Consider the following 19,737-nt stretch of genomic DNA (forward strand, 5'->3'; position numbering starts at 1 on the left):
AGAGACTGGCTGGCGGCTGCGCCGCGGACGCAACGGCGGCTAACTCGCGGCCGGGCCGCTACCGCCGCTGCGCGGCGGGACCCTCCTCGAGGTCGGGTCGTGCGGGGTCGGGAGTGCGGTCATGGCGGATCGGGTGTGGTGGGTGTGGGGAGCGGGAGATCCGGAACGGGGGTGTTGTGGGTGTGGCTGGGGGGTGCGGGAGATCCGGATCGGGCCTTGGTGGGTGTCGCTGGGGGCGGGAGATTCCGACCGGGGGTTTGGTGGTGTTCTAGGTGCCGGAGAAGTTGGGCTTGCGCTTTTCGGCGAAGGCTCGCGGGCCTTCCTTGGCGTCGGCTGATCTGAACACCTCGATGCCGATCTTCGCCTCGATGGGGAACGCCTCGTTCTCCGGCATGGCCTCGGTTTCGCGCAGGGTGCGCAGCATCGCCTGGACGGCGAGCGGGCCGTTGTCGGCGATCTGGCCTGCCAGCGCCATGGCCTTGTCGAGGGCGGTGCCGTCGGGGACCACGTGGCCGATCAGGCCGATCTCCTTGGCCTCGGCAGCGGTGATGTGCCGACCGGTCAGCAGTAGATCAGCGGCCACCGTGTACGGGATCTGCCGGGCCAGCCGCACCGCGGAACCACCCAGCGGGAACAGGCCCCAGCGGGCCTCGGAGACGCCGAACTTGGCGCTTTCCCCGGCCACGCGCAGGTCGGTGCCCTGCAGGATCTCGGTGCCACCGGCGATGGCCGGGCCCTCGACCGCCGCGATCAGCGGCTTGGACAGTCGCCGCCCCTTCAGCAACGCGGGGAGGTAGGCCGGGTCCCAGCTGCCGCTGGAGGCGGTGTCCCCGGGATGCTGCGAGCTCATCGCCTTCAGATCCATCCCCGCGCAGAAGGCCCCGCCCGCACCGGTGAGAATCGCGACGCGGATGTCGGGATCGCTGTCCACCTGGTCCCAGGCTTCGAGCATGATCGCCATCATCTCGCTGGAGAGGGCGTTGCGCGCCTCGGGGCGGTTCATGGTGACGATGAGGACATGGTCGCGCTTCTCGACCAAGCAGTGGGCCATTTTGAATTCTCCTGACGATCTGGTCTTGTCAGAAACAGTAACACGTTCTATTTTTGTCTTTGTGAGCTACAACATAGCCGATCTCGTCGAACATGCCGTCGACCTGATGCCCGACCGGATCGTGCTGGTCGGCGAACATCGAGAGTCGACCTACGCCGAACTAGAGGAGCGGGCCAACAAACTGGCCCACTACCTGCTGGAACAGGGTGTGCGTCCCGGCGACAAAGTCGGAATCTATTCCAGGAACACCGTCGAGGCCGTCGAAGCGATGGTGGCCGTCTTCAAGGCGAGGGCGGTGATGATCAATGTCAACTTCCGCTATGTCGAGAACGAGTTACTGCACATCTTCGACAACTCCGACATGGTGGCGCTGATCCACGAGCGGCGCTACACCGACAAGGTGGCGGCGGTCCGGGACAAGGTGCCCGCACTGAAGACGGTGATCGTCGTCGAGGACGGCACCACCGACCCCATCGGCGCGGACACCGTGGAATACGAAGCCGCGCTGGCCGATTCCTCGGGCGAACGCGACTTCGGGGAACGTTCGCCCGACGACATCTACATGCTCTACACCGGCGGCACCACCGGCCTGCCCAAGGGCGTGATGTGGCGACACGAGGACGTCTGGCGCGTCCTCGGCGCCGGCATCAACTTCGTCACCGGCGAGTACACCAAGGATGAATGGGAGCTGGCCAAGATCGGCGCGGCCAACCCGCAGATGGTGCGCTACCCGATCCCGCCGATGATTCACGGTGGCTCGCAGTGGGCCACCTTCCACAGTTTGTTCGGTGGCGGCAAGGCCGTGATGATCCCCGAGTTCAGCGGGCACGGTGTGTGGCAGGCCGTCGACAAACACGGCATCAACCTGATCTTCATCACCGGTGACGCGATGGCGCGTCCGATGCTCGACGCCCTCGCCGAGGGCAACCCGGAAACCGGTGAGCCCTACGATCTTTCGACCCTGTACGTTCTGGCCAGCAGTGCGGCGCTGTTCTCGCCCACACTCAAGGACAAGTTCCTCGAAGTGCTGCCCAACCGGATGATCTCCGACTCCATCGGCTCCTCGGAGACCGGGTTCGGCGGACTTTCCCTGGTCGCCAAGGGCGCCACCCACACCGGCGGCCCCCGGGTGAAGATCGACGCGGCCACCCAGGTGCTCGACGAGGAAGGAAAGCCGGTCGAACCGGGTTCCGGTGTCGTCGGCCTGCTGGCGCGCAGCGGACACATCCCGCTCGGCTACTACAAGGACGAGGTGAAGTCGGCCGCGACGTTCAAGGAGATCAACGGTGTTCGCTTCGCGATCCCCGGCGACTATGCGCGCGTCGAGGAGGACGGCTCGGTCACCATGCTCGGCCGCGGCTCGGTGAGCATCAACAGCGGCGGCGAGAAGATCTACCCCGAAGAGGTGGAGGGCGCCCTCAAGGCGCACCCCGAGATCTTCGACGCACTGGTGGTCGGCGTCGAGGACGAACGCTGGGGCCAGCGGGTCTGCGCGGTCGTCCAGTGCCGCGGCGAGAACCGCCCCACCCTGGCCGATCTGAAGCCGATCCTCACCCAGGAGATCGCGTCGTACAAGCAGCCACGCAGCCTGTGGTTCGTCGACGAGATCAAGCGCTCGCCTGCGGGCAAGCCGGACTACCGCTGGGCCAAGTCCCAGACCGACGAGCGCCCTGCCGACGAACACGCCGAGGCGGGCTCGTCCTGATTTCATTCGAACTCGGCCCGTCCAGCACTGTGCTGGGCGGGCCGAGTTGATCGGCGGGCGCCCATCGCTGTCCGAGTTTCGCGCCGTTGACCGAAACCCGCCTGGTTGCCAGGCGTCAGCGTTGCTCAGGTCGATGGCGAGTCGTCGTAGACTCGTTCGCAGTCGGGGTCCGTTGTGACGAGTTGAGTCAACCCGCCTTGCTGATCATGCACCGCCGACTCCTCCTGCTCTGCGCGCCAGGTGAGGTGATCAACCGACCAACCTGTTCGGGGTGTCAGCGGTTGTCGGCGTCGTCGGGGAGTGGGCGACGACGTGACGGAATCGGGGGTGCAGGGCGACCTCGGTGCGTGGGGTCGGCCAGTTCATGCGGGACGTCAGCCAGGATGAAGGAGGCGGGGTAGGTGTCGCCGTGAAGCCTATGCGGTGGCGGTTGTTTCGACTCCCGGCCAACACTTTTGCCATCGCTGGTCGGCATGACGGTAACCTGCCCGGACGCGCGCGGGTGGCCTATAGCGCTCGGTATTCGGTCGAGGTCGGATCGTGCTACAACGCGGTAGCGAGGCGGGATGCGATCTCTGGGACATCGACAACTATGCCACTGGCGACGTCGATCATGAGGTCGTAGACGAGGTCTTCGTCGAGAGAGCTCGTGTCGATGCCGTTGTAGGCCAGGAAGACGATCGCGCCTGCGATGGCAAGGCGCTTGTTGCCGTCGACAAGTGGATGGTTGGCTGCGGTCGAATGCAGGAGCGCTGCGGACTTCTCCCAGATATCTGGGTAAGCGTCGGCGCCGTACACCGTGGTTGCCGGACGGGCGGCCGCCGACGCGAGCAGTCCAGCGTCGCGTACGACGTACTGCCCTGCCGCATCCTCGGCGATTGCTCGCAGGTCAGCGACCGTGAGGTAGTAAATTTCCGCTTCGCTCACTTGGCGAGCCTGTCGAGCAGGCTCCTGTGACGCTCGGCGAATTGTCGCGATAGTGCGCGGACTTGGCTGTCTGCGGTCTCGGCCATCGAGTCCGGCACAACGGCCGCCACGCGGCGGCCGTGGCGGGTCAAGTGCACGACGGTACCGGCCTCAGCGGCCGCAATCACGTCGGCGAGGCGCTCCCTGGCTTCGCTTACCGGGAGCTCCCAGTTCTCAGGCGTGGGCGCTGCAGTCATGTATGAATTGTACATCTTCACGCAAATTTCGTACGAACTACGCGCCCTGTGCGCACACAGCGACGCCCGCACCCCGCGTGGACACCTGGCGAGGTGCGAGCACGTTTGGTCCAACTACTGCGCGAGCTCCGCGCCGAGGGCGAGGAGGTGGGGGGTTGCGCCGCCGAGGGCGAATTCGTTGTGCTTGGCGGCGGTGAAGTAGTTGTGGGTGATGTGGTCGCGGTCGATGCCGAGGCCGCCGTGGACGTGGACGACGGTGTGGGCGACCTTGTGGCCGGCCTCGGCCGCCCAGAACTTGGCGATGTGGACGGCTTCGGCGGCGGGGAGGTTTTCCGAGAGGCGCCAGGCGCCCTGGGTGACCGTGAGGCGAAGCCCGCCGATGTCGATGTAGGCGTCGGCCAGGCGTTGGGCGACCGACTGGAACGAGCCGATCGGCTTGCCGAACTGTTCGCGGGTGCGGGTGTGCTCGGCGGTCAGCTCGAGCGCGCGCTCCAAGGTGCCCAGTTGCAGGGCCGACAGGCCGAGCCAGGCGTATTCGCGCAGCCAGGTGAGGATGTCGGCTCCGGCTTCGATGGTGCCGAGCAGCTCGGCCGGTGTGTCGGCCAGCTCGACGGCGAACTCGGGGGTCAGGTCGACGACCTGCTGGGCGGTGCGGGTGACCGACGCGTGCTCCGGATCGATCACGAAGACGCCGACACCGCTGGAAGTGATGGCGGGCACCAGGATTCGCGCGGCGCGGTCGGCGTAGGCGACGGTGGTCGCGGTACCGGTGAGCGTCCATGCGGCGCCGGCGGCCTTGGCGACGATGCCGGGAGCGTCGGTGGTGGCGCGCAGTTCCTCGGCGAGTGCGGCGGTGAGCACGAGCTCGCCCGCGCCTGCCCGCGCGGCCAGCTGTCGCTGGTCGTCGTCGCCGAACCTCGCCAGTGCGCCCGCGCCGATGACGATCGACCACAGATAGGGCACCGCGGCGACGACGCGGCCGAGTTCGCGCAGGATCGCGGTCTGCTCGAGCATGCCGAAGTCGCTGCCGCCCAGGGCTTCCGGCAGCGCTGCGGCCAGCACGCCGGTCTCGGCGAGCGACTTCCAGAGCTGCTCGTCGAAGCGGGCCGCGGTGTCGAGTTCACGCAGCCGATCGGCGGTGACGAGCTTGGCGCAGACCTCGCCGGTCAGCCGGGCGAGATCGGTCTGGGCTTCGGTGGGGGTGAAATCCATGGGAGGTACCGGCTTTCAAGATCAGCGGGCTGAGGCGGGCTGGCGCAGGGCGGTCATGGCGATGATGTCGCGCTGCACCTCGTTGGTGCCGCCGCCGAAGGTGAGAATCAGCGCGGCGCGATGCATCCGCTCGAGCCTGCCGAGCAGGGCTGCGCCGGGGGAGTCCTGGCGCAGATAGGCATGCGGCCCGACGACTTCCATCAGCAGGCGGTAGGCCTCGGTGGCCAGCTCGGTGCCGTAGACCTTGCACGCGGAGGCGTCCCACGGTTTCGGTGCCGCTTCACCGCCCAGGTCGGCGCGGCTGGCGATTTCCCAGTTCAGCAGTTTGAGGTACTCGACCTTGGCGTGCACCCGAGCCAGATTGAGCCGGGCCCATTCCTGGTCGATCACGCGCTTGCCGCCGGCCAGGGTGGTCTGCCTGGCCCACTCGACGGTCTGTGCGACCGCGAGGCTCAGCGGACCCGCCGAGGTGAGGGCGACGCGCTCGTGGTTGAGCTGGTTGGTGATCAGCGACCAGCCGCCGTTCTCCGGACCGACCATCGACGAGGCGGGCACCCGCACGTCCTGGTAGTAGGTGGCGCTGGTGTCGGGCCCGGCCATCGTGTGCACCGGCGTCCAGGAGAACCCGTCGACGTCGGTCGGCACGATGAGCATCGTGATGCCCTTGTGCTTCTTGGCGGCGGGATCGGTGCGCACGGCCAGCCAGATGTAGTCGGCGTAGGCGATGAGGCTGGTCCACATCTTCTGGCCGTTGATGACGAAGTCGTCGCCGTCGCGCACCGCGGAGGTCCGCAGCGAGGCCAGGTCGGTGCCCGCGCCGGGCTCGGAGTAGCCGATCGCGAAGTGCAGCTCACCGGAGGCGATCTTGGGCAGGAAGAACTTCTTCTGCTCCTCGGTGCCGTACTGCATGATGGTCGGCGCGACCGAGTTGAGCGTGAGAAACGGGACCGGCGCTCCCGCGATGGCCGCTTCCTCTACGAAGATCAGCTGGTCCATCGTGGTGCGGTCCTGGCCGCCGTATTCCTTGGGCCAGCTCAGCGTGAGCCAGCCGTCGCGGCCCATCTCGCGCACGACCTCGCGATAGACGTTGCCGGAGCCGTATTCGCCGGTCGTCATGCTCAGCGCCGCGCGGCGTTCCGGTGTCATCAGCTTCGCGAAATATTGGCGCAGCTCGGCGCGCAATTCTTCCTGCTGCGGCGTATACGCGACGCGCATGCTTCCTACCTCGGTGTCGAGCTGAAGGGGCGGGTGGCGGGGCGCAGGGAATGAGCCCCGCCGAAACCGATCATTGCATACGAACTGGAACATGTTCCAGTATTGAGGGTGATCAGTCGCCTGTTCCGCTCCGCGGGTCGGGCTGTCTGGGTTAGTGTCGCCAAGACCGTGTGGAAGGAAGTTCTCATGAAGATCATCGTCGATTTCGACCGGTGCGAAGCGAACGGCGTCTGTGTAGGAATCGCCCCTGACATGTTCGAACTTGACGACGACGACATGTTGACCGTGGCCGAGGGCGATGTCGCACCCGATCGTCTCGCCGATGCCGAGGAAGCCGTGGCGCAGTGCCCCAAGGCCGCGCTGAGGTTGGCGTGATCGCCTCTTGTCGGATGGTGGAACACGTTCTAGAGTCGGCCGAATGAGTGTGACGCAGATTTCATTGGAGGGCCGAGTCGCCATCGTGACCGGCGCAGGCGCGGGGCTCGGCAGGGCCGAAGCTCTCGCGCTGGCGTCGGCCGGTGCGGCGGTGGTCGTCAATGACCTCACCGAGGACGCGGCGGCCGAGACCATCGCCGCGATCCGCGAGCTCGGCGGCAAGGCGGAATTCGTCGGCGGCTCCATCGCCGAGCGCGCGACAGCCGACGCGCTCGTCTCGACCGCGCAGGAATCGCTCGGCGGGCTCGACATCGTTGTCAACAACGCGGGCATCACCCGCGACCGCATGCTGTTCAACATGTCCGACGAGGACTGGGACGCGGTGATCGCGGTGCACCTGCGCGGACACTTCCTGCTCTCCCGCAACGCCGCCGCCTACTGGCGCGCGGCGTCCAAGGCCGCGGGCGCGCCGGTCTACGGCCGGCTGGTCAACACCTCCTCGGAGGCGGGCCTGCTCGGACCGGAGGGCCAGGCGAACTACGGCGCGGCCAAGGCGGGCATCACCGCCCTCACGCTGACCGCGTCGCGCGTGCTGTCCAGGTACGGCGTGCGCGCCAACGCGATCTGCCCGCGGGCCAGGACCGCGATGACCGAGGCGGTCTTCGCGGACGCGCCCGACGGCGCGGTCGACCCGTTGGCGCCCGAGCACGTCGCCAAGCTGGTCGCCTACCTCGCCTCGCCCGCCGCCGACGCGGTCAACGGTCAGGTGTTCGTGGTCTACGGGCCGATGGTCGCGCTGATGGCGGCCCCGACGGTCGAGCGGCGATTCGACGCCGCGGGCGCCGAATGGTCCGAGGCCGACCTGGCCGCCACCCTCGGTGGCTATTTCGCAGACCGTCCCGCCGACCACACCTTCTCGGCCCGCGACCTACGCGATCTGGGCTGACTGCCTCGTCCGCAGTTTGCTCGAAGTTGGCCCACCGCGCGCCGCGCCGAAGTTGTCTCGCCTGTCGTGTTGATCACCGGTCCAGGTATTGGTAGACATGAGCGTCGGTGTGTGTGACGGCTCACAGGCGGGTGGATGAGACCGATAAGCTTTCGTTTCAGTTTTGACAGCGTTTTACAAGAAAAAGTCCTGGTCTGAGTCGCCCAAAATGGCAGACATTAGCAGGAACATGTTCTAGTCTTTGGGCAGTCTTCAGATCGGGGTGGCGGTGAAGTACGGGAACGCGGACAAATCGGTCCGCCCGTCGATTGAGGAGGATTCGGAATGAACAACCTCCTTGCTGTCCCGTTGCGGGCGGTCGGCGGATTCTTCGAACTCGGCGCGGAAGTGGCGAGTGCCACCGTCCGCAAGCCGTTCCAATGGCGCGAATTCATCGACCAAGCCTGGTTCGTGGCCCGCGTCTCGATCGTGCCGACGCTGCTCGTGGCCATCCCGTTCACGGTGCTGGTGGTCTTCACGCTCAACATCCTGCTACGCGAGATCGGCGCCGCTGACCTCAGTGGAGCAGCCGCCGCGTTCGGCGCCGTCACACAGGTCGGCCCGATCGTCACGGTGCTGATCGTGGCAGGCGCGGGCGCCACCGCGATCTGCGCCGACCTGGGCGCACGCACGATTCGCGAAGAGATCGACGCGATGAAGGTGCTCGGCATCGACCCGGTCAGCCGACTGGTGGTGCCACGCGTGTTCGCCTCGATGTTCGTGGCACTGATGCTCAACAGCCTGGTGTGCACGATCGGCATCGTCGGCGGCTTCGTGTTCTCGGTGTTCCTGCAGGGCGTGAACCCCGGCGCGTTCGTCAACGGCATTCCGCTGCTGACGAATCTGCCGGAGCTGATCATCTCCGAAATCAAGGCCGGCATGTTCGGCCTGATCGCCGGAATGGTCGCCTGTTATCTCGGGCTCGGCGTCAAAGGCGGCCCGAAGAGCGTCGGTGACGCGGTGAACCAAACAGTGGTATTCGCATTCATGGCGCTGTTCGTGGTGAATGTGGTCGTCACCGCGATCGGCCTGAAATTCACGGTGCGGTGACCACGTGGCATTCATAGTTCGCAGCAAGTTTCCGCGCACGGTCCGTCGTTACGAGCGGATGTCGAAATCGCTTGATTCCCTGGGCGATCAGGCGATCTTCTTCGTCAAGGCACTCGCCTCGGTGCCCCGCGCGCTGGTGCACTACCGCACCGAGACCATTCGCCTCATCGCCGAGATCAGCATGGGCAGTGGTGCGTTGGCCGTGATCGGCGGCACGGTGGTGATCGTCGGCTTCCTGACCCTCATGGCGGGCGGCACCATCGCGGTGCAGGGCTACAGCTCGCTCGGCAATATCGGCGTCGAGGCACTGACCGGCTTCTTCGCCGCGCTCATCAATGTGCGCATCGCGGCACCGGTGATCTCCGGTATCGGCCTGGCCGCCACGATCGGCGCCGGCGCGACAGCCCAACTCGGCGCGATGCGCGTGGCCGAGGAGATCGACGCGCTGGAATCGATGGCGATTCGGCCCATCCCGTTCCTGGTCGGCACCCGGGTGCTGGCGGGCATGATCGCGATCGTGCCGCTCTACGCACTCGCGGTGATCGCCTCGTTCATCGCCAGCCGTTTCGCGACCGTGGTGATCTACGGGCAATCGGGCGGCGTCTACGACCACTACTTCTCGACGTTCCTGATCCCGAGCGACATTCTCTGGTCGTTCGCGCAGGCGATCGTGATGGCACTGGCCGTGATGTTGATCCACACCTACTACGGCTTCCACGCCGCGGGTGGTCCGGTCGGCGTCGGCGTCGCGGTCGGTAACGCGGTGCGGTCGTCACTGATCGCGGTCGTCACTGTGACGCTGCTGATCTCGCTGGCCATCTACGGCACCTCCGGCAACTTCCACCTCTCGGGATAGCGTGATGAACACTTCACGAATCGTTGCCGCATTGCAGGGCGGGCTCGGGCGCAAGCTCGCCGCGCTCACGATGGTCGGCTTGCTCGTAGGGCTCGTGGCCTTCGCGTTCGCCCTCTTCCAAGGTGCGTTCACCACCACCGCGCAGATACTGGTCGAGACACCGCGCGCGGGCCTCGTGCTCGACCCCGACGCCAAGGTGAAGGTGCGCGGCGTCGAGATCGGCCGGGTCGCCGAGATCAACCTGCGCGACGACGGCGCGCAGATACGGCTCGAGGTCGACCCCGAGCAGTTGAAGCTGGTGCCCTCGAACGCGGGTGTCGATATTCGTTCGACCACGGTGTTCGGTGCCAAGTATGTGAATTTCGTTGTCCCCGAACAGCCTTCGTCGAGCTCGCTGAAACCCGGCAGCACGGTGGCAGCGAGCGCGGTGACGGTGGAGTTCAACACGCTGTTCCAGCACCTGTCCGATGTGCTCGCCCAGGTGGAGCCGGAGAAGCTCAACGCCACGCTGACCGCGTTGGGCACCGCGCTGGAAGGTCGTGGCGACAAGTTCGGCGATCTGCTGGTGCGCTCGGATCGCTATCTGCGCGAACTCAACCCCTACCTGCCGACGCTGCAAGCGGATCTGGACAAGACCGCCGCGGTGACCGACCTCTACACCGAGGTCGCGGACCCGCTGTTGCGCACCGTCGACAACGCGACCGCCACCTCGCAGACCATCTCCGAGATGCAGGGCCAGCTCGACAACGTGCTGGTCAATGTGATCGGGCTGTCCGACACGGTGGGATCGGTACTGCGTGAGAACGAGCACGATCTGGTGACCGCGCTCGACCTGCTGCGGCCGACGACCGCCCTGCTGTTCGAGTACGCGCCCGCATTGAGCTGCGTCATCAACGGCCTCGGCCCGCTGGTGCCGATCGCCGAGGAGATGATGGGCGGGCTACTGCCGGGTGTCGGCATGAACGCGAGCTTGATGCCCGGTTCCCAGCCCTACACCTACCCGAACGACCTGCCCAAGGTGAACGCCACCGGTGGCCCGCGCTGCGAAGGTGTGGTGGACCGGGTACCGGAAAGCCATTCGAACTATCTGGTGACCGATACCAACCAGGGTGCGCCGTACACGCCGAATACCCAGTACGAATTCCACGGTGTGCCAAAGGTATTCCAGCTGCTGCTGGACGGACTGCCGGGAGTGACGCGGTGAGGAACACGGGGACGACGATCAAACTGGCGATCTTCACCGTGGTGATGACGCTGGTGTTCGCCGGCCTGGCGATCGTCTTGAGTCAGGCGCGGTTCTCCAGTGAGACCGGCTATCACGCGGTGTTCACCAGCTCATCGGGCATGCTGCCCGGTGCCAAGGTGCGCATCGCCGGTGTCCCGGTGGGTTCGGTGACCTCGGTGAAGGTCGGCGACGACGATCTCGCCCACGTCGCGTTCGATGTCGACACCAAGTACGCGGTGCTGGCCAGCACCCGGGCGGCGATCAAGTACGAGAACCTCGTCGGCGACCGCTACCTGGAACTGCTGGAGGGGCCGGGCTCGGCTCGGCGACTCTCCGGCGGCGACACCATCGGCCGCGAGCAGACCACGCCCGCACTCGATCTGGATCTGCTGCTCGGCGGATTCAAGCCGCTGCTGCGCGGGCTCGACCCAGCGCAGGTCAACGATCTCACCGCGGCGCTGTTGCAGATCTTCCAGGGCCAGGGCGGCACCCTGGTCTCACTACTGAACAGCGGTGGGAGCTTCGCCAAGACCCTGGCGGACCGGGACGCGCTGATCGGCAGCGTGATCGACAACCTGAATACCGTCCTCGCCACCATCGATGATCGCGGTGACCAGTTCGCCACCACCATCGAGGAACTGCAGCGCCTGGTCAGCGACCTGTCCGCGCAGCGCGACCCGATCGGCAACGCGTTGCCGCGGATCGCGGGCGCGACCCAGGAAATCAACGACCTGCTGGTGCAGGCCCGTCCTGACCTGCGCAACACCATCGAACAGACCGGCAGGCTCGCCACGAACCTGGACGAGGGTTCCGACCACATCGAATGGGTGCTCGGAAAACTGCCGGATACATATAAGAAGCTCATCCGGATCGGTGCCTACGGCTCCTTCCTGCAGCTGTACATCTGCGGTACCAACATTCTGATCACCGGCCCCGACGGCAAGCCGATGGAAGTTCACATGCCGGGTCTGCAGGCGACCGGAAGGTGCACGCCCAATGAATGAGAACAAGTCGTCGGCGGCGACGATCGGCATCGTCGGCGTGGTGCTGGTGGTGACGATCTCGCTCGCGACGCTGCAATTCACCGAGCTGCCCTTCATCCGCTCCGGAGCGACCTTCACCGCCAACTTCCTCGACGCGGGCGGCCTGGTACAGGGCGACCCGGTGCATGTGGCGGGTGTGCGATCCGGCGAGGTGCGCCAGGTCAGCCTCGACGGTGACAAGGTCCTGGTGAAGTTCGACCTCGACGAGTCGATCGTGCTGGGGGACAAGACCACCGCCGCGATCAAGACGAACACGGTCCTCGGCCGCAAGTCGCTGGATGTGGTGCCGACCGGCCCCGGCGCGATCGGTACCGGTGACACCATCCCCCTCGACCGCACCACCTCGCCCTACTCGCTCAACGAAGCGCTGAGCGATCTCGGTGGGACCGTACGTGATCTCGATCTGGATCAGGTCGACCAGACCCTGGATACCCTGTCGGCGGCCTTCGCCGACACGCCGGGCCCGCTACGCAACGCGCTCGACGGCGTCACCGCCCTGTCGCGCAGCATCAATGTGCGCGACCAGGCGCTGACCGATCTGCTGGCAAGGGCACAGAACGTCACCAAGATCCTGGCCGACCGCAGCACCCAGCTCAATACGCTGCTCCTCGACGGCAACGAGCTGCTCGGCGAGCTGGACCGGCGCCGGGCCGCGATCAACCAGCTCATTGTCTACATCGACGATGTGGCCAGGCAGCTCTCGGGCCTGGTCGCCGACAACGAGCCCCAGATGCGGCCGACGCTGGACCGACTGAATTCGGTACTCGCCCTGCTTCAGCGCAACGAACAGAACCTCAACGGAGCCCTCGACGGACTCGGCCCTTACGCCGCCGCGCTCGGTGAGCAGGTCGGCAACGGGCCCTGGTTCAACGCCTACGTGGTGAACGCGACCAGTACCGAATTGCGCCCGCTCGTCGACGCGCTGGTCTGGCCGGAACAGGTGCCACAGGACCTGATCGATATCTTCACCCATCCGAGGACGCCGTACATCGCTCCTACTGAGGAGGATCCCCCGCGATGAGCTCGACTCAGCAGGTACGCGGGTTGCCGCGCTGGACGATCGCCGTAGCGGTTGTAGTTGTCGCGGCGTTGGTCGCCGTGGCCGTCTACTTGGTTATCGGCGGCGCGAAGAATACGGTGACCGCCGCGTTCACCTCCACCACTGGCCTGTACGAAGGCGATGAGGTCCGGGTACTCGGCGTCACCGTCGGCAGCATCGACTCGATCGAACCGAGCCAGGGCCAGACGCGAGTGAAGATGAGCATCGACAGCAGCGTCGACCTGCCCGCGGACGCACGCGCGGTGATCATCGCGCCGTCGCTGGTGTCGGCGCGCTTCGTGCAGATCGCGCCCGCCTACAGCGGCGGACCCAAGCTGGCCGACGGTGCGCAGATTCCGCTAGACCGCACGGCGGTGCCCGTGGAGTGGGACGAGATCAAGTCCGAACTGACCAAGCTGTCGGCGGCGCTCGGTCCGGTCGGTGACGACGAGAAGGGCTCCTTCGGCCGCTTCGTCGACACCGCGGCCGACAACCTCGACGGCAACGGCCAGAAGTTCCGCGACACCCTGCGTGAACTGTCCGCGACCCTGACGACCCTGTCCGACGGGCGAAACGACCTGTTCGGCACCATCCGCAATCTGCAGAAGTTCGTCGAGGTGCTCTCGGCGAGCAACGAGCAGATCGTGCAGTTCAGTGGCCGGCTGGCTTCGGTGTCCTCGGTGCTGGCCGGTGCGTCGGAAGATCTCGGCTCCGGGCTGGACAGCCTCGATGTTGCACTGGCCGATGTGAAACGGTTCCTCGACGGCACCGGGGGTGAACTGACCGAGGGCGTAGAGAAGCTCGCCGATGTCACCCAGACGCTGGTCGACAAGCGGCCCCAGCTCGAACAGGTGCTGCACTCCGGCCCGACCGCGATGGTGAACTTCTACCAGCTCTACAAGCCCGCTCAGGGCTCGCTCACCGGCTCGGTCGCGCTGAACAATACGGCCAGTCCGCTGAGTTTCCTGTGTGGTTCGATCCGGGCACTCGAGCACAACAACTCTGACAAGTCCGCCGATCTGTGCGCGGAGTTCCTTGCACCGGTGATCAGTTCGCTGGCAATGAATTACGCGCCGATCATGACAAACCCCGTCGGCGGCGTCCAAGCGTTCCCCGACCAGCTGGTGTACAGCGACCCGAGCCTGGCCGGTGCGGGCCAGCCGACCGCGGCGCCCACCGCCGCTCCGGTCACCGTGCCCGAAGGTCTTGCCGGGCTCGCCGTTCCAGGAGGACAGCGGTGAACATTCGCTCCTTCGTCGCACCCTCCAGTCCTTCCAGAATCGAGGCGGCCGTGAGCCAGAGGCGGCAACGCACACTCGCCGGGCTGGCCGTCGGCGTCGCCGTCGCGCTCGGCACCACCGGTTGTCAATGGGACGGGCTCAACTCCCTGCCCATGCCCGGCTCCGAGGGACGCATGGCCGGCTCCTACACCGTGCGGATCCAGATGCCCAATGTCACCACCCTGACCCGGAATTCGCCGGTGCGGGTGGACGACGTCGAGGTCGGCAATGTCACCGGGATCGAGGTCGAGGGCTGGCACGCGCTGGTGACGGTCTCGCTCAACCCCGATGTCCGCCTGCCCGCCAACGCATTCGCCAAGATCGGCCAGACCAGTCTCCTCGGCAGCAACCACGTCGAGCTGGCGCCGCCGACGACCGGCGCACCGCAGGGGCAGTTGCGCGAGGGCGACGTCATCCCGCTCGAGCGGGCAGGCGCCTATCCGACCACCGAGCAGGTCCTGTCCTCGCTGTCGGTGGTGCTCAACGGCGGCGGTATCGCGCAGCTCGAGACGATCACCACCGAACTGAACGCGATGCTGAACGGCCGCGAGGCCGAGATCGCCGACCTGCTGCCGCAGCTCAACGAGCTGACCACCGGCTTGGAGCGGCAGACCGGCAGCATCATCGCCGCGATGGAGGGCCTGGACCGGCTCTCGGTGAAACTGGCCGGCCAGAAGGACGTGATCGCCGAGGCGATCGAGCAGATCCATCCCGCGCTCACCGCCCTGGCCGATCGATCGGCGAATATCACCTCGGCGATCACCGGGCTCGGTGAGCTCGGTGATGTCAGCGAACGGCTCATCAAGACCAGCGGCGACGATCTGGTGGCCAACCTCCGCAGTCTCGGTCCCGTGCTGAAGACACTGGCCGACACCGGAAACAACCTGATCCAGGCGCTGGGTATCTTGCCGACGTTCCCGTTCCCGATCAGGAACATCGACAACGCGATCATGGGCGACTACATGAACTTGTTCATCACGTTCGACCTGACCGGTAGTCGTCTCGACAGCAACTGGCTCACCGGCACGCCACTCGGCGGTCGCTTCGGTGGGGTCGAGGGGGTCGTCGGCTCGTTCGCGCCGTCGACCGCCACCGATGCCGCCGACCCGGCCACCGCGCCGTTCGCGGCGCCGCCGGTCCCCGGACCCCTGCCCACCATTCCGGGGCTACCGTCCATTCCCGGTCTGCCCGCTATCCCCGGCATCACCGCGCCGCTGCCCGGCCAGGAAGGGGCGGGTCGATGACACTCACCCGGTTCGTGCGAGTCCAGCTCGCGATCTTCGCGGTGCTCACCGTGATCGGTCTCGTCGTGATGGGCGGTGCCTACGTGCAGGTGCCCGCGATGTTCGGGATCGGCCGGTACGCGGTGACCGTGCAGCTCGCCGCCACCGGCGGGCTCTATCCCACCGCCAATGTCTCCTACCGCGGGCAGAACATCGGCAAGGTCGAGGCGGTGCGCTTGACGACCGCCGGGGTCGAAGCCGATCTGTCGATCGACAGCGACTACAAGGTGCCCGCCGATTCGAGCGCGTGGGTACGCAGTGTCTCGGCCATCGGCGAGCAGTACGTAGACCTGGTCCCCACCGATCAACCGGCCGACGGGAATCTGCGCGACGGCTCGGTCATCCCCGAATCGCGCACGCACCTGCCGCAGGATGTCGGTGCGATGCTCGACCAGGCCGACAAGTTGCTCGCGACGGTCGCCGACACCCGGCTGCGCCAGGTGATCGACGAGGCGTTTCTCGCGTTCAACGGTGCCGGGCCCGATCTGCAGCGGTTCATCGACTCGGCCGCGCTGTTGGTACAGCAGGCCGAGAGCGACATCGAGCCGACCAAGAAACTGCTCGACCAAATCGGTCCGCTGCTGGACACCCAGACCCGCTCCGCCGACGATATCCGTTCCTGGACAGCAGATCTGGCCACCGTCACCGACCAGCTGCGCGAGCACGATCCCGCGCTGCGGAGCCTGTTGAACAACGGGCCTTCCGCGATGGAGACGGTAACCGAGCAGTTCCAGTCCCTGCGCCCCACCCTGCCGCTGTTGGCCGGCAATCTGGTGAGTATCGGGCAGGTCGGCGTGATCTACAACGCGAGCGTGGAACAGCTCATGGTCGTCTTCCCGCCGCTGATCGCGGCGCTGCGAACCGCGATCCGTGGGCCGACGAAGTACGGCGTGATGGTCGACTTCATGACCGTTGTCCACGACCCGCCCGCCTGCACCACCGGCTTCCTGCCCGCGGATCAGCGGCGGGAACCGAGCGACCTGACCCCGATGGATACTCCACCCGGGCTGTACTGCAAGGTGCCGCAGGACTCGAATATCGAGGTACGCGGCATTCGCAACACGCCGTGCATGGAGTTCCCCGGTGTCCGGGCACCCACACCCGAACTGTGCCGGACCGGGTTCGTGCCGGAAGGCAACAACCCACCGTTCGGACCGGTTGAGCCGGTCGCTCCGGCGTCGGCACCGGCAGGCGCATCGACGGGCGCTGTGACGCCCGCCGCAGCGCGCCCCTATGATCCGTCGACGGGCAGCTATCTGGGCACGGACGGACGCACGTACCGCCAAGGTGACATCGCCGAGGACGGGTCGGGCACCGTGCCGGCCAGCTGGCAGGCGATGTTGGAGGAGCAGCAACGATGAACGACAACGACAACCGCCGCCCGCGTAGGCGGGCCGCACGCACGGCCGGGCCACCGGTCGAGGACGCGGCGGTCCGGACGGTCACCATCGGTAAGAGCGAATCCACATCACCGGTGGACGCCGAGGTCACTGCGAAGCTCGCCGAGAATCCCTCGAAGGCCGCGGACCCTACGTCCGCCGACGCCCCCGCGAAGTCCGAGGACGCCACGGTGAAGCTCGCCGACACCTCCGCGAAGGCTGCGGGTGTCACCTCGGATTCCGTCGACACTTCCATGAAGGCTCCGGAAGTCACCTCGAAGTCCGCCGCGACCGTCGCGAAGTCTGAGGACGCCACCGCGAAGCCCGCCGGGAGCGAGCCGGTCGACCTGAACAAGACCGCCGACGACAAGGCGCCTGGCTCGGGCGGGCGCATCCTGGCGCTCGCCGCGGCGAGCGTGCTCGTGCTCGCCCTGGTCGTCGGTGCCGGTTTCGCCGCCTTCACCGCCTACTCGGCGAACAAGGACGAGGACCTGCGCGCGCAGTACACCGAAACCGCCCGCCAGGCCGTGCTGAACCTCACCACCATTCGCGCCGAGTCGGCCAAGGAGGACATCGACCGGATCCTGTCGGTGGCCTCCGGTGACTTCAAGACCGAATTCGACGGTCGCGTCGATCCGTTCATGGAGGTCGTCAAGCAGGCGAACGTGGTCTCCACCGGCGAGGTGGTCGAGTCGGGCATCGTCACCGCTGACGGCGAATCCGCACAAATACTCGTCGCCGCCAAGCAGATGGTGAGCAACAACGGTTCGCCCGACCCGCAGTCGCGGCAGTACCGGTTCCGGGTCACGGTGTCGAACGGCGACACCGGAATGACCGTGTCGAAGGTGGAGTTCGTGGGATGAGCCAGCGTATGAAGATCGTCTTCGGCAGCCTCGCCGCACTCGGCCTGATCGCCGCGATCGTGCTCGGTGTGAGCGGCTATCAGCTCTGGCAGCACGACCGGACCGAGCAGGCCCGCGTCGACGCGATGAGCACGGCCGGCCGCACGGTCAGCGCCATGTTCACCTACGAGCCTGCCACCGTCGACACCGAACTGCCGAAGGCGGCCGAGGGCCTGACCGAGTCCTTCCGCAACGACTACCTGAAGCTCATCAAGGAAGCTATCGCGCCGGGCGCCAAGGAGAAGCAGCTCACCGTCAAGGCCACCACCCAGGCCGAGGGCGTCGTCTCCGCAGAGCCCGAGCACGCCGTGGTGCTGCTCTACCTGAACCAGCTGACCACCAGCAAGGACACCCCCGACGGCGCGACCTCCGGCAGCCGGGTGCGAGTCACCCTGGACAAGTCCGACAACCGCTGGCTGGTAGCCCAGGTAACCCCGGTCTGACCCCAAATAGCGCCACCCCACACCACGTCGCCGTCGTACTACAGCTGGTCGGTTGATCACCAGGACATGGTGGTTTTTCCTTCTCGGGCGATGTCACCGTGGTGGCCTGGTGATCATGCGTCCAGTGTTCTGCCGCGGGGGAGGCGGACGGTGAACGTCGTCCCTGTGCCCTGGGTGCCGGCGACTTCGACGGTGCCGCGGTGGGCGGCTACCAGGGCTTGCACGATGGACAGTCCGAGGCCGGTGCCGCCGCTGCTGCGGGTGCGCGAGGTGTCCGCTCGGTAGAAGCGTTCGAAGACGTGGTCGGCGGCAGCCTGGTCGAGGCCGGGGCCGGTGTCGACGACCTCGATCTGTACCTCGTCGTCGGCGGGGGTCAGGCGGACGGTGATCGAGGTGCCGTCGGGTGTGTGGGTGCGGGCGTTGTCGAGCAGGTTGGTGAGGACCTGGCGGAGGCGGTGCTCGTCGCCGAGGACTTCCAGGGTGCCGGTGCCCGCGGCGATGTCGAGGGTGATCGGACGGTGTTGTCCCGCGGCGGCTTCGACCGCGCGTGCGCTGTGGACGGCGTCGCCCGCCAATGCCAGCAGGTCCACCGGGCCCTGCTCCACGGGGCGCTGGGCGTCGAGGCGGGCCAGCATGAGCAGGTCTTCCACCAGCAGGCCCATGCGCTGGGCCTCGTGTTCGATGCGGTTCATGAACATCGCGGGGTCGGTGGTCGCGCCCTGGCGGTACAGCTCGGCGAACCCGCGGATCGTGGTGAGGGGAGTGCGCAGTTCGTGGCTGGCGTCGGCGACGAAACGTCGCATCTTCGCCTCGGACTCGCGCGCGGCCGTCTCGGAGGCCTCGGTGGCGGCGAAGGCCTGCTGGATCTGGGTCAGCATGCTGTTCAGCGATCGAGACAGTCGGTCGACCTCGGTGGCGTTGCCGTGCACCGGGATTCGATGATGCAGCTCGCCGCCCGCGATCGCCGCCGCTGTCGCCTCGACCCGGTGTAGTGGTCGCAGGCTGCCGCGCACGACGAAATAGGCCGCGACGGCCAGCGCGAGCAGCACTATCGCACCGACGATCAATTGCAGCACCACGAGATTGCGCAGCGTCTCGATGTTGTCGGTCAGCGGCCACGCGACCGTTGCCGTCGCGCGATGGCCGTTGACCGTCAGTACCCGCCACTGATCGCCCGAGTCGCCCAGCGAACCGACCGTGACCGGCTGTAGCGCGGGGGAATCGGGGAGGTCGGGCTCGGAGGTGGTGCCGAAGACATTGTCCAGGCGCACTGTTCGGGTGCCGTCCGCGCTCTCGGCCGTCACGAAGTAGCGTCCCGGCGGCTGCCCGGCATACGACGAGGGCGGGGGCAGATTCGGCACGGGCAGGCCCACCCGCCGCTCCCACTCCTGCGCCGCGTCCTGCAACTGTTGATCGGTACGGTTGCGCAGCGAGTTCTCCATCGCCTTGGTGACCACGAAACTCGAAGCGACCAAACCGAATCCGGCCAACGCGACCAGCATCAGTACCAGCGTCACCCGCAGGGGGAGCC

19 protein-coding genes are annotated in these 19,737 nt (G+C 66.7%); 13 read left to right on the forward strand and 6 right to left on the reverse strand.

All coding sequences use genetic code 11. The annotated features are described in order from the left end of the window. Positions 1-268: 268 nt before the first annotated feature. The gene (locus tag ACFWUR_RS25625; RefSeq protein WP_378910176.1) at positions 269-1,051 is read right to left on the reverse strand and encodes a crotonase/enoyl-CoA hydratase family protein; all 783 of its coding nucleotides are present in this window, start codon (positions 1,049-1,051) and stop codon (positions 269-271) included. 61 nt (positions 1,052-1,112) lie between these two features. On the opposite strand from ACFWUR_RS25625, the gene ACFWUR_RS25630 reads away from it, so the two are divergent. After that, a complete protein-coding gene (locus tag ACFWUR_RS25630; RefSeq protein ID WP_378910177.1) occupies positions 1,113-2,756 on the forward strand; it encodes an acyl-CoA synthetase in 1,644 nt (547 codons plus the stop codon). Positions 2,757-3,299: 543 nt separating this feature from the next. Here ACFWUR_RS25630 and ACFWUR_RS25635 read toward each other — a convergent pair. The 4 genes from ACFWUR_RS25635 to ACFWUR_RS25650 form a co-directional block, all read right to left on the reverse strand. Next, positions 3,300-3,683: a type II toxin-antitoxin system death-on-curing family toxin gene (locus tag ACFWUR_RS25635; RefSeq protein WP_378910178.1), complete on the reverse strand. Its 384-nt coding sequence runs from the start codon at positions 3,681-3,683 to the stop codon at positions 3,300-3,302. Next, entirely contained in the window at positions 3,680-3,919 is a 240-nt protein-coding gene (locus ACFWUR_RS25640) for a type II toxin-antitoxin system Phd/YefM family antitoxin (protein WP_378910179.1), read from the reverse strand. Before ACFWUR_RS25640 ends, ACFWUR_RS25635 begins: the two co-directional genes overlap by 4 nt. Positions 3,920-4,033: 114 nt before the next feature. Continuing rightward, on the reverse strand, positions 4,034-5,131 hold the full coding sequence (locus tag ACFWUR_RS25645) for an acyl-CoA dehydrogenase family protein (protein WP_378910180.1): 1,098 nt from the start codon (positions 5,129-5,131) through the stop codon (positions 4,034-4,036). A 21-nt stretch (positions 5,132-5,152) separates the two neighbouring features. Then, the gene (locus ACFWUR_RS25650) at positions 5,153-6,346 is read right to left on the reverse strand and encodes an acyl-CoA dehydrogenase family protein (RefSeq protein ID WP_378910183.1); all 1,194 of its coding nucleotides are present in this window, start codon (positions 6,344-6,346) and stop codon (positions 5,153-5,155) included. A gap of 186 nt (positions 6,347-6,532) precedes the next feature. Between ACFWUR_RS25650 and ACFWUR_RS25655 the strand changes: the two genes are divergently transcribed. From ACFWUR_RS25655 to ACFWUR_RS25710, 12 genes are all read left to right on the forward strand, one after another. Further along, a complete protein-coding gene (locus ACFWUR_RS25655) occupies positions 6,533-6,721 on the forward strand; it encodes a ferredoxin (protein WP_056819344.1) in 189 nt (62 codons plus the stop codon). 43 nt (positions 6,722-6,764) lie between these two features. After that, positions 6,765-7,667 carry a 3-oxoacyl-ACP reductase gene (locus tag ACFWUR_RS25660; protein WP_378910184.1) on the forward strand — a complete coding sequence of 301 codons (903 nt, stop codon included), beginning with the start codon at positions 6,765-6,767 and terminating at the stop codon, positions 7,665-7,667. A 324-nt stretch (positions 7,668-7,991) separates the two neighbouring features. Continuing rightward, complete coding sequence (locus ACFWUR_RS25665) at positions 7,992-8,756, forward strand: MlaE family ABC transporter permease (protein WP_378910187.1); 765 nt, start codon at positions 7,992-7,994, stop codon at positions 8,754-8,756. 58 nt (positions 8,757-8,814) lie between these two features. Further along, complete coding sequence (locus tag ACFWUR_RS25670; RefSeq protein WP_378910296.1) at positions 8,815-9,612, forward strand: MlaE family ABC transporter permease; 798 nt, start codon at positions 8,815-8,817, stop codon at positions 9,610-9,612. 4 nt (positions 9,613-9,616) lie between these two features. Beyond that, the gene (locus ACFWUR_RS25675) at positions 9,617-10,816 is read left to right on the forward strand and encodes an MCE family protein (protein ID WP_378910188.1); all 1,200 of its coding nucleotides are present in this window, start codon (positions 9,617-9,619) and stop codon (positions 10,814-10,816) included. Beyond that, complete coding sequence (locus ACFWUR_RS25680) at positions 10,813-11,841, forward strand: MCE family protein (RefSeq protein ID WP_378910189.1); 1,029 nt, start codon at positions 10,813-10,815, stop codon at positions 11,839-11,841. Before ACFWUR_RS25675 ends, ACFWUR_RS25680 begins: the two co-directional genes overlap by 4 nt. Beyond that, positions 11,834-12,901, forward strand: coding sequence for an MCE family protein (locus ACFWUR_RS25685; RefSeq protein WP_378910190.1), 1,068 nt, complete (start codon positions 11,834-11,836; stop codon positions 12,899-12,901). Before ACFWUR_RS25680 ends, ACFWUR_RS25685 begins: the two co-directional genes overlap by 8 nt. Then, a complete protein-coding gene (locus ACFWUR_RS25690) occupies positions 12,898-14,160 on the forward strand; it encodes an MCE family protein (RefSeq protein ID WP_378910191.1) in 1,263 nt (420 codons plus the stop codon). The genes ACFWUR_RS25685 and ACFWUR_RS25690 overlap by 4 nt, the downstream gene beginning before the upstream one ends. 50 nt (positions 14,161-14,210) lie before the next feature. Beyond that, positions 14,211-15,443 (forward strand): MCE family protein, encoded by a 1,233-nt coding sequence (locus ACFWUR_RS25695; RefSeq protein ID WP_378910193.1) that lies wholly within the window; start codon positions 14,211-14,213, stop codon positions 15,441-15,443. Then, complete coding sequence (locus ACFWUR_RS25700) at positions 15,440-16,843, forward strand: MCE family protein (RefSeq protein WP_378910194.1); 1,404 nt, start codon at positions 15,440-15,442, stop codon at positions 16,841-16,843. Before ACFWUR_RS25695 ends, ACFWUR_RS25700 begins: the two co-directional genes overlap by 4 nt. After that, positions 16,840-17,724: a hypothetical protein gene (locus ACFWUR_RS25705; protein WP_378910196.1), complete on the forward strand. Its 885-nt coding sequence runs from the start codon at positions 16,840-16,842 to the stop codon at positions 17,722-17,724. The genes ACFWUR_RS25700 and ACFWUR_RS25705 overlap by 4 nt, the downstream gene beginning before the upstream one ends. Then, entirely contained in the window at positions 17,721-18,206 is a 486-nt protein-coding gene (locus tag ACFWUR_RS25710) for a h domain protein (RefSeq protein ID WP_378910197.1), read from the forward strand. The genes ACFWUR_RS25705 and ACFWUR_RS25710 overlap by 4 nt, the downstream gene beginning before the upstream one ends. Positions 18,207-18,319: 113 nt before the next feature. On the opposite strand, the gene ACFWUR_RS25715 is transcribed toward ACFWUR_RS25710, so the two are convergent. After that, complete coding sequence (locus ACFWUR_RS25715) at positions 18,320-19,708, reverse strand: sensor histidine kinase (protein ID WP_378910297.1); 1,389 nt, start codon at positions 19,706-19,708, stop codon at positions 18,320-18,322. Between the last annotated feature and the right edge of the window lie 29 nt (positions 19,709-19,737).

The organism is Nocardia sp. NPDC058633 (genome assembly GCF_042717045.1).
In the GTDB taxonomy this organism is placed as follows: domain Bacteria; phylum Actinomycetota; class Actinomycetes; order Mycobacteriales; family Mycobacteriaceae; genus Nocardia.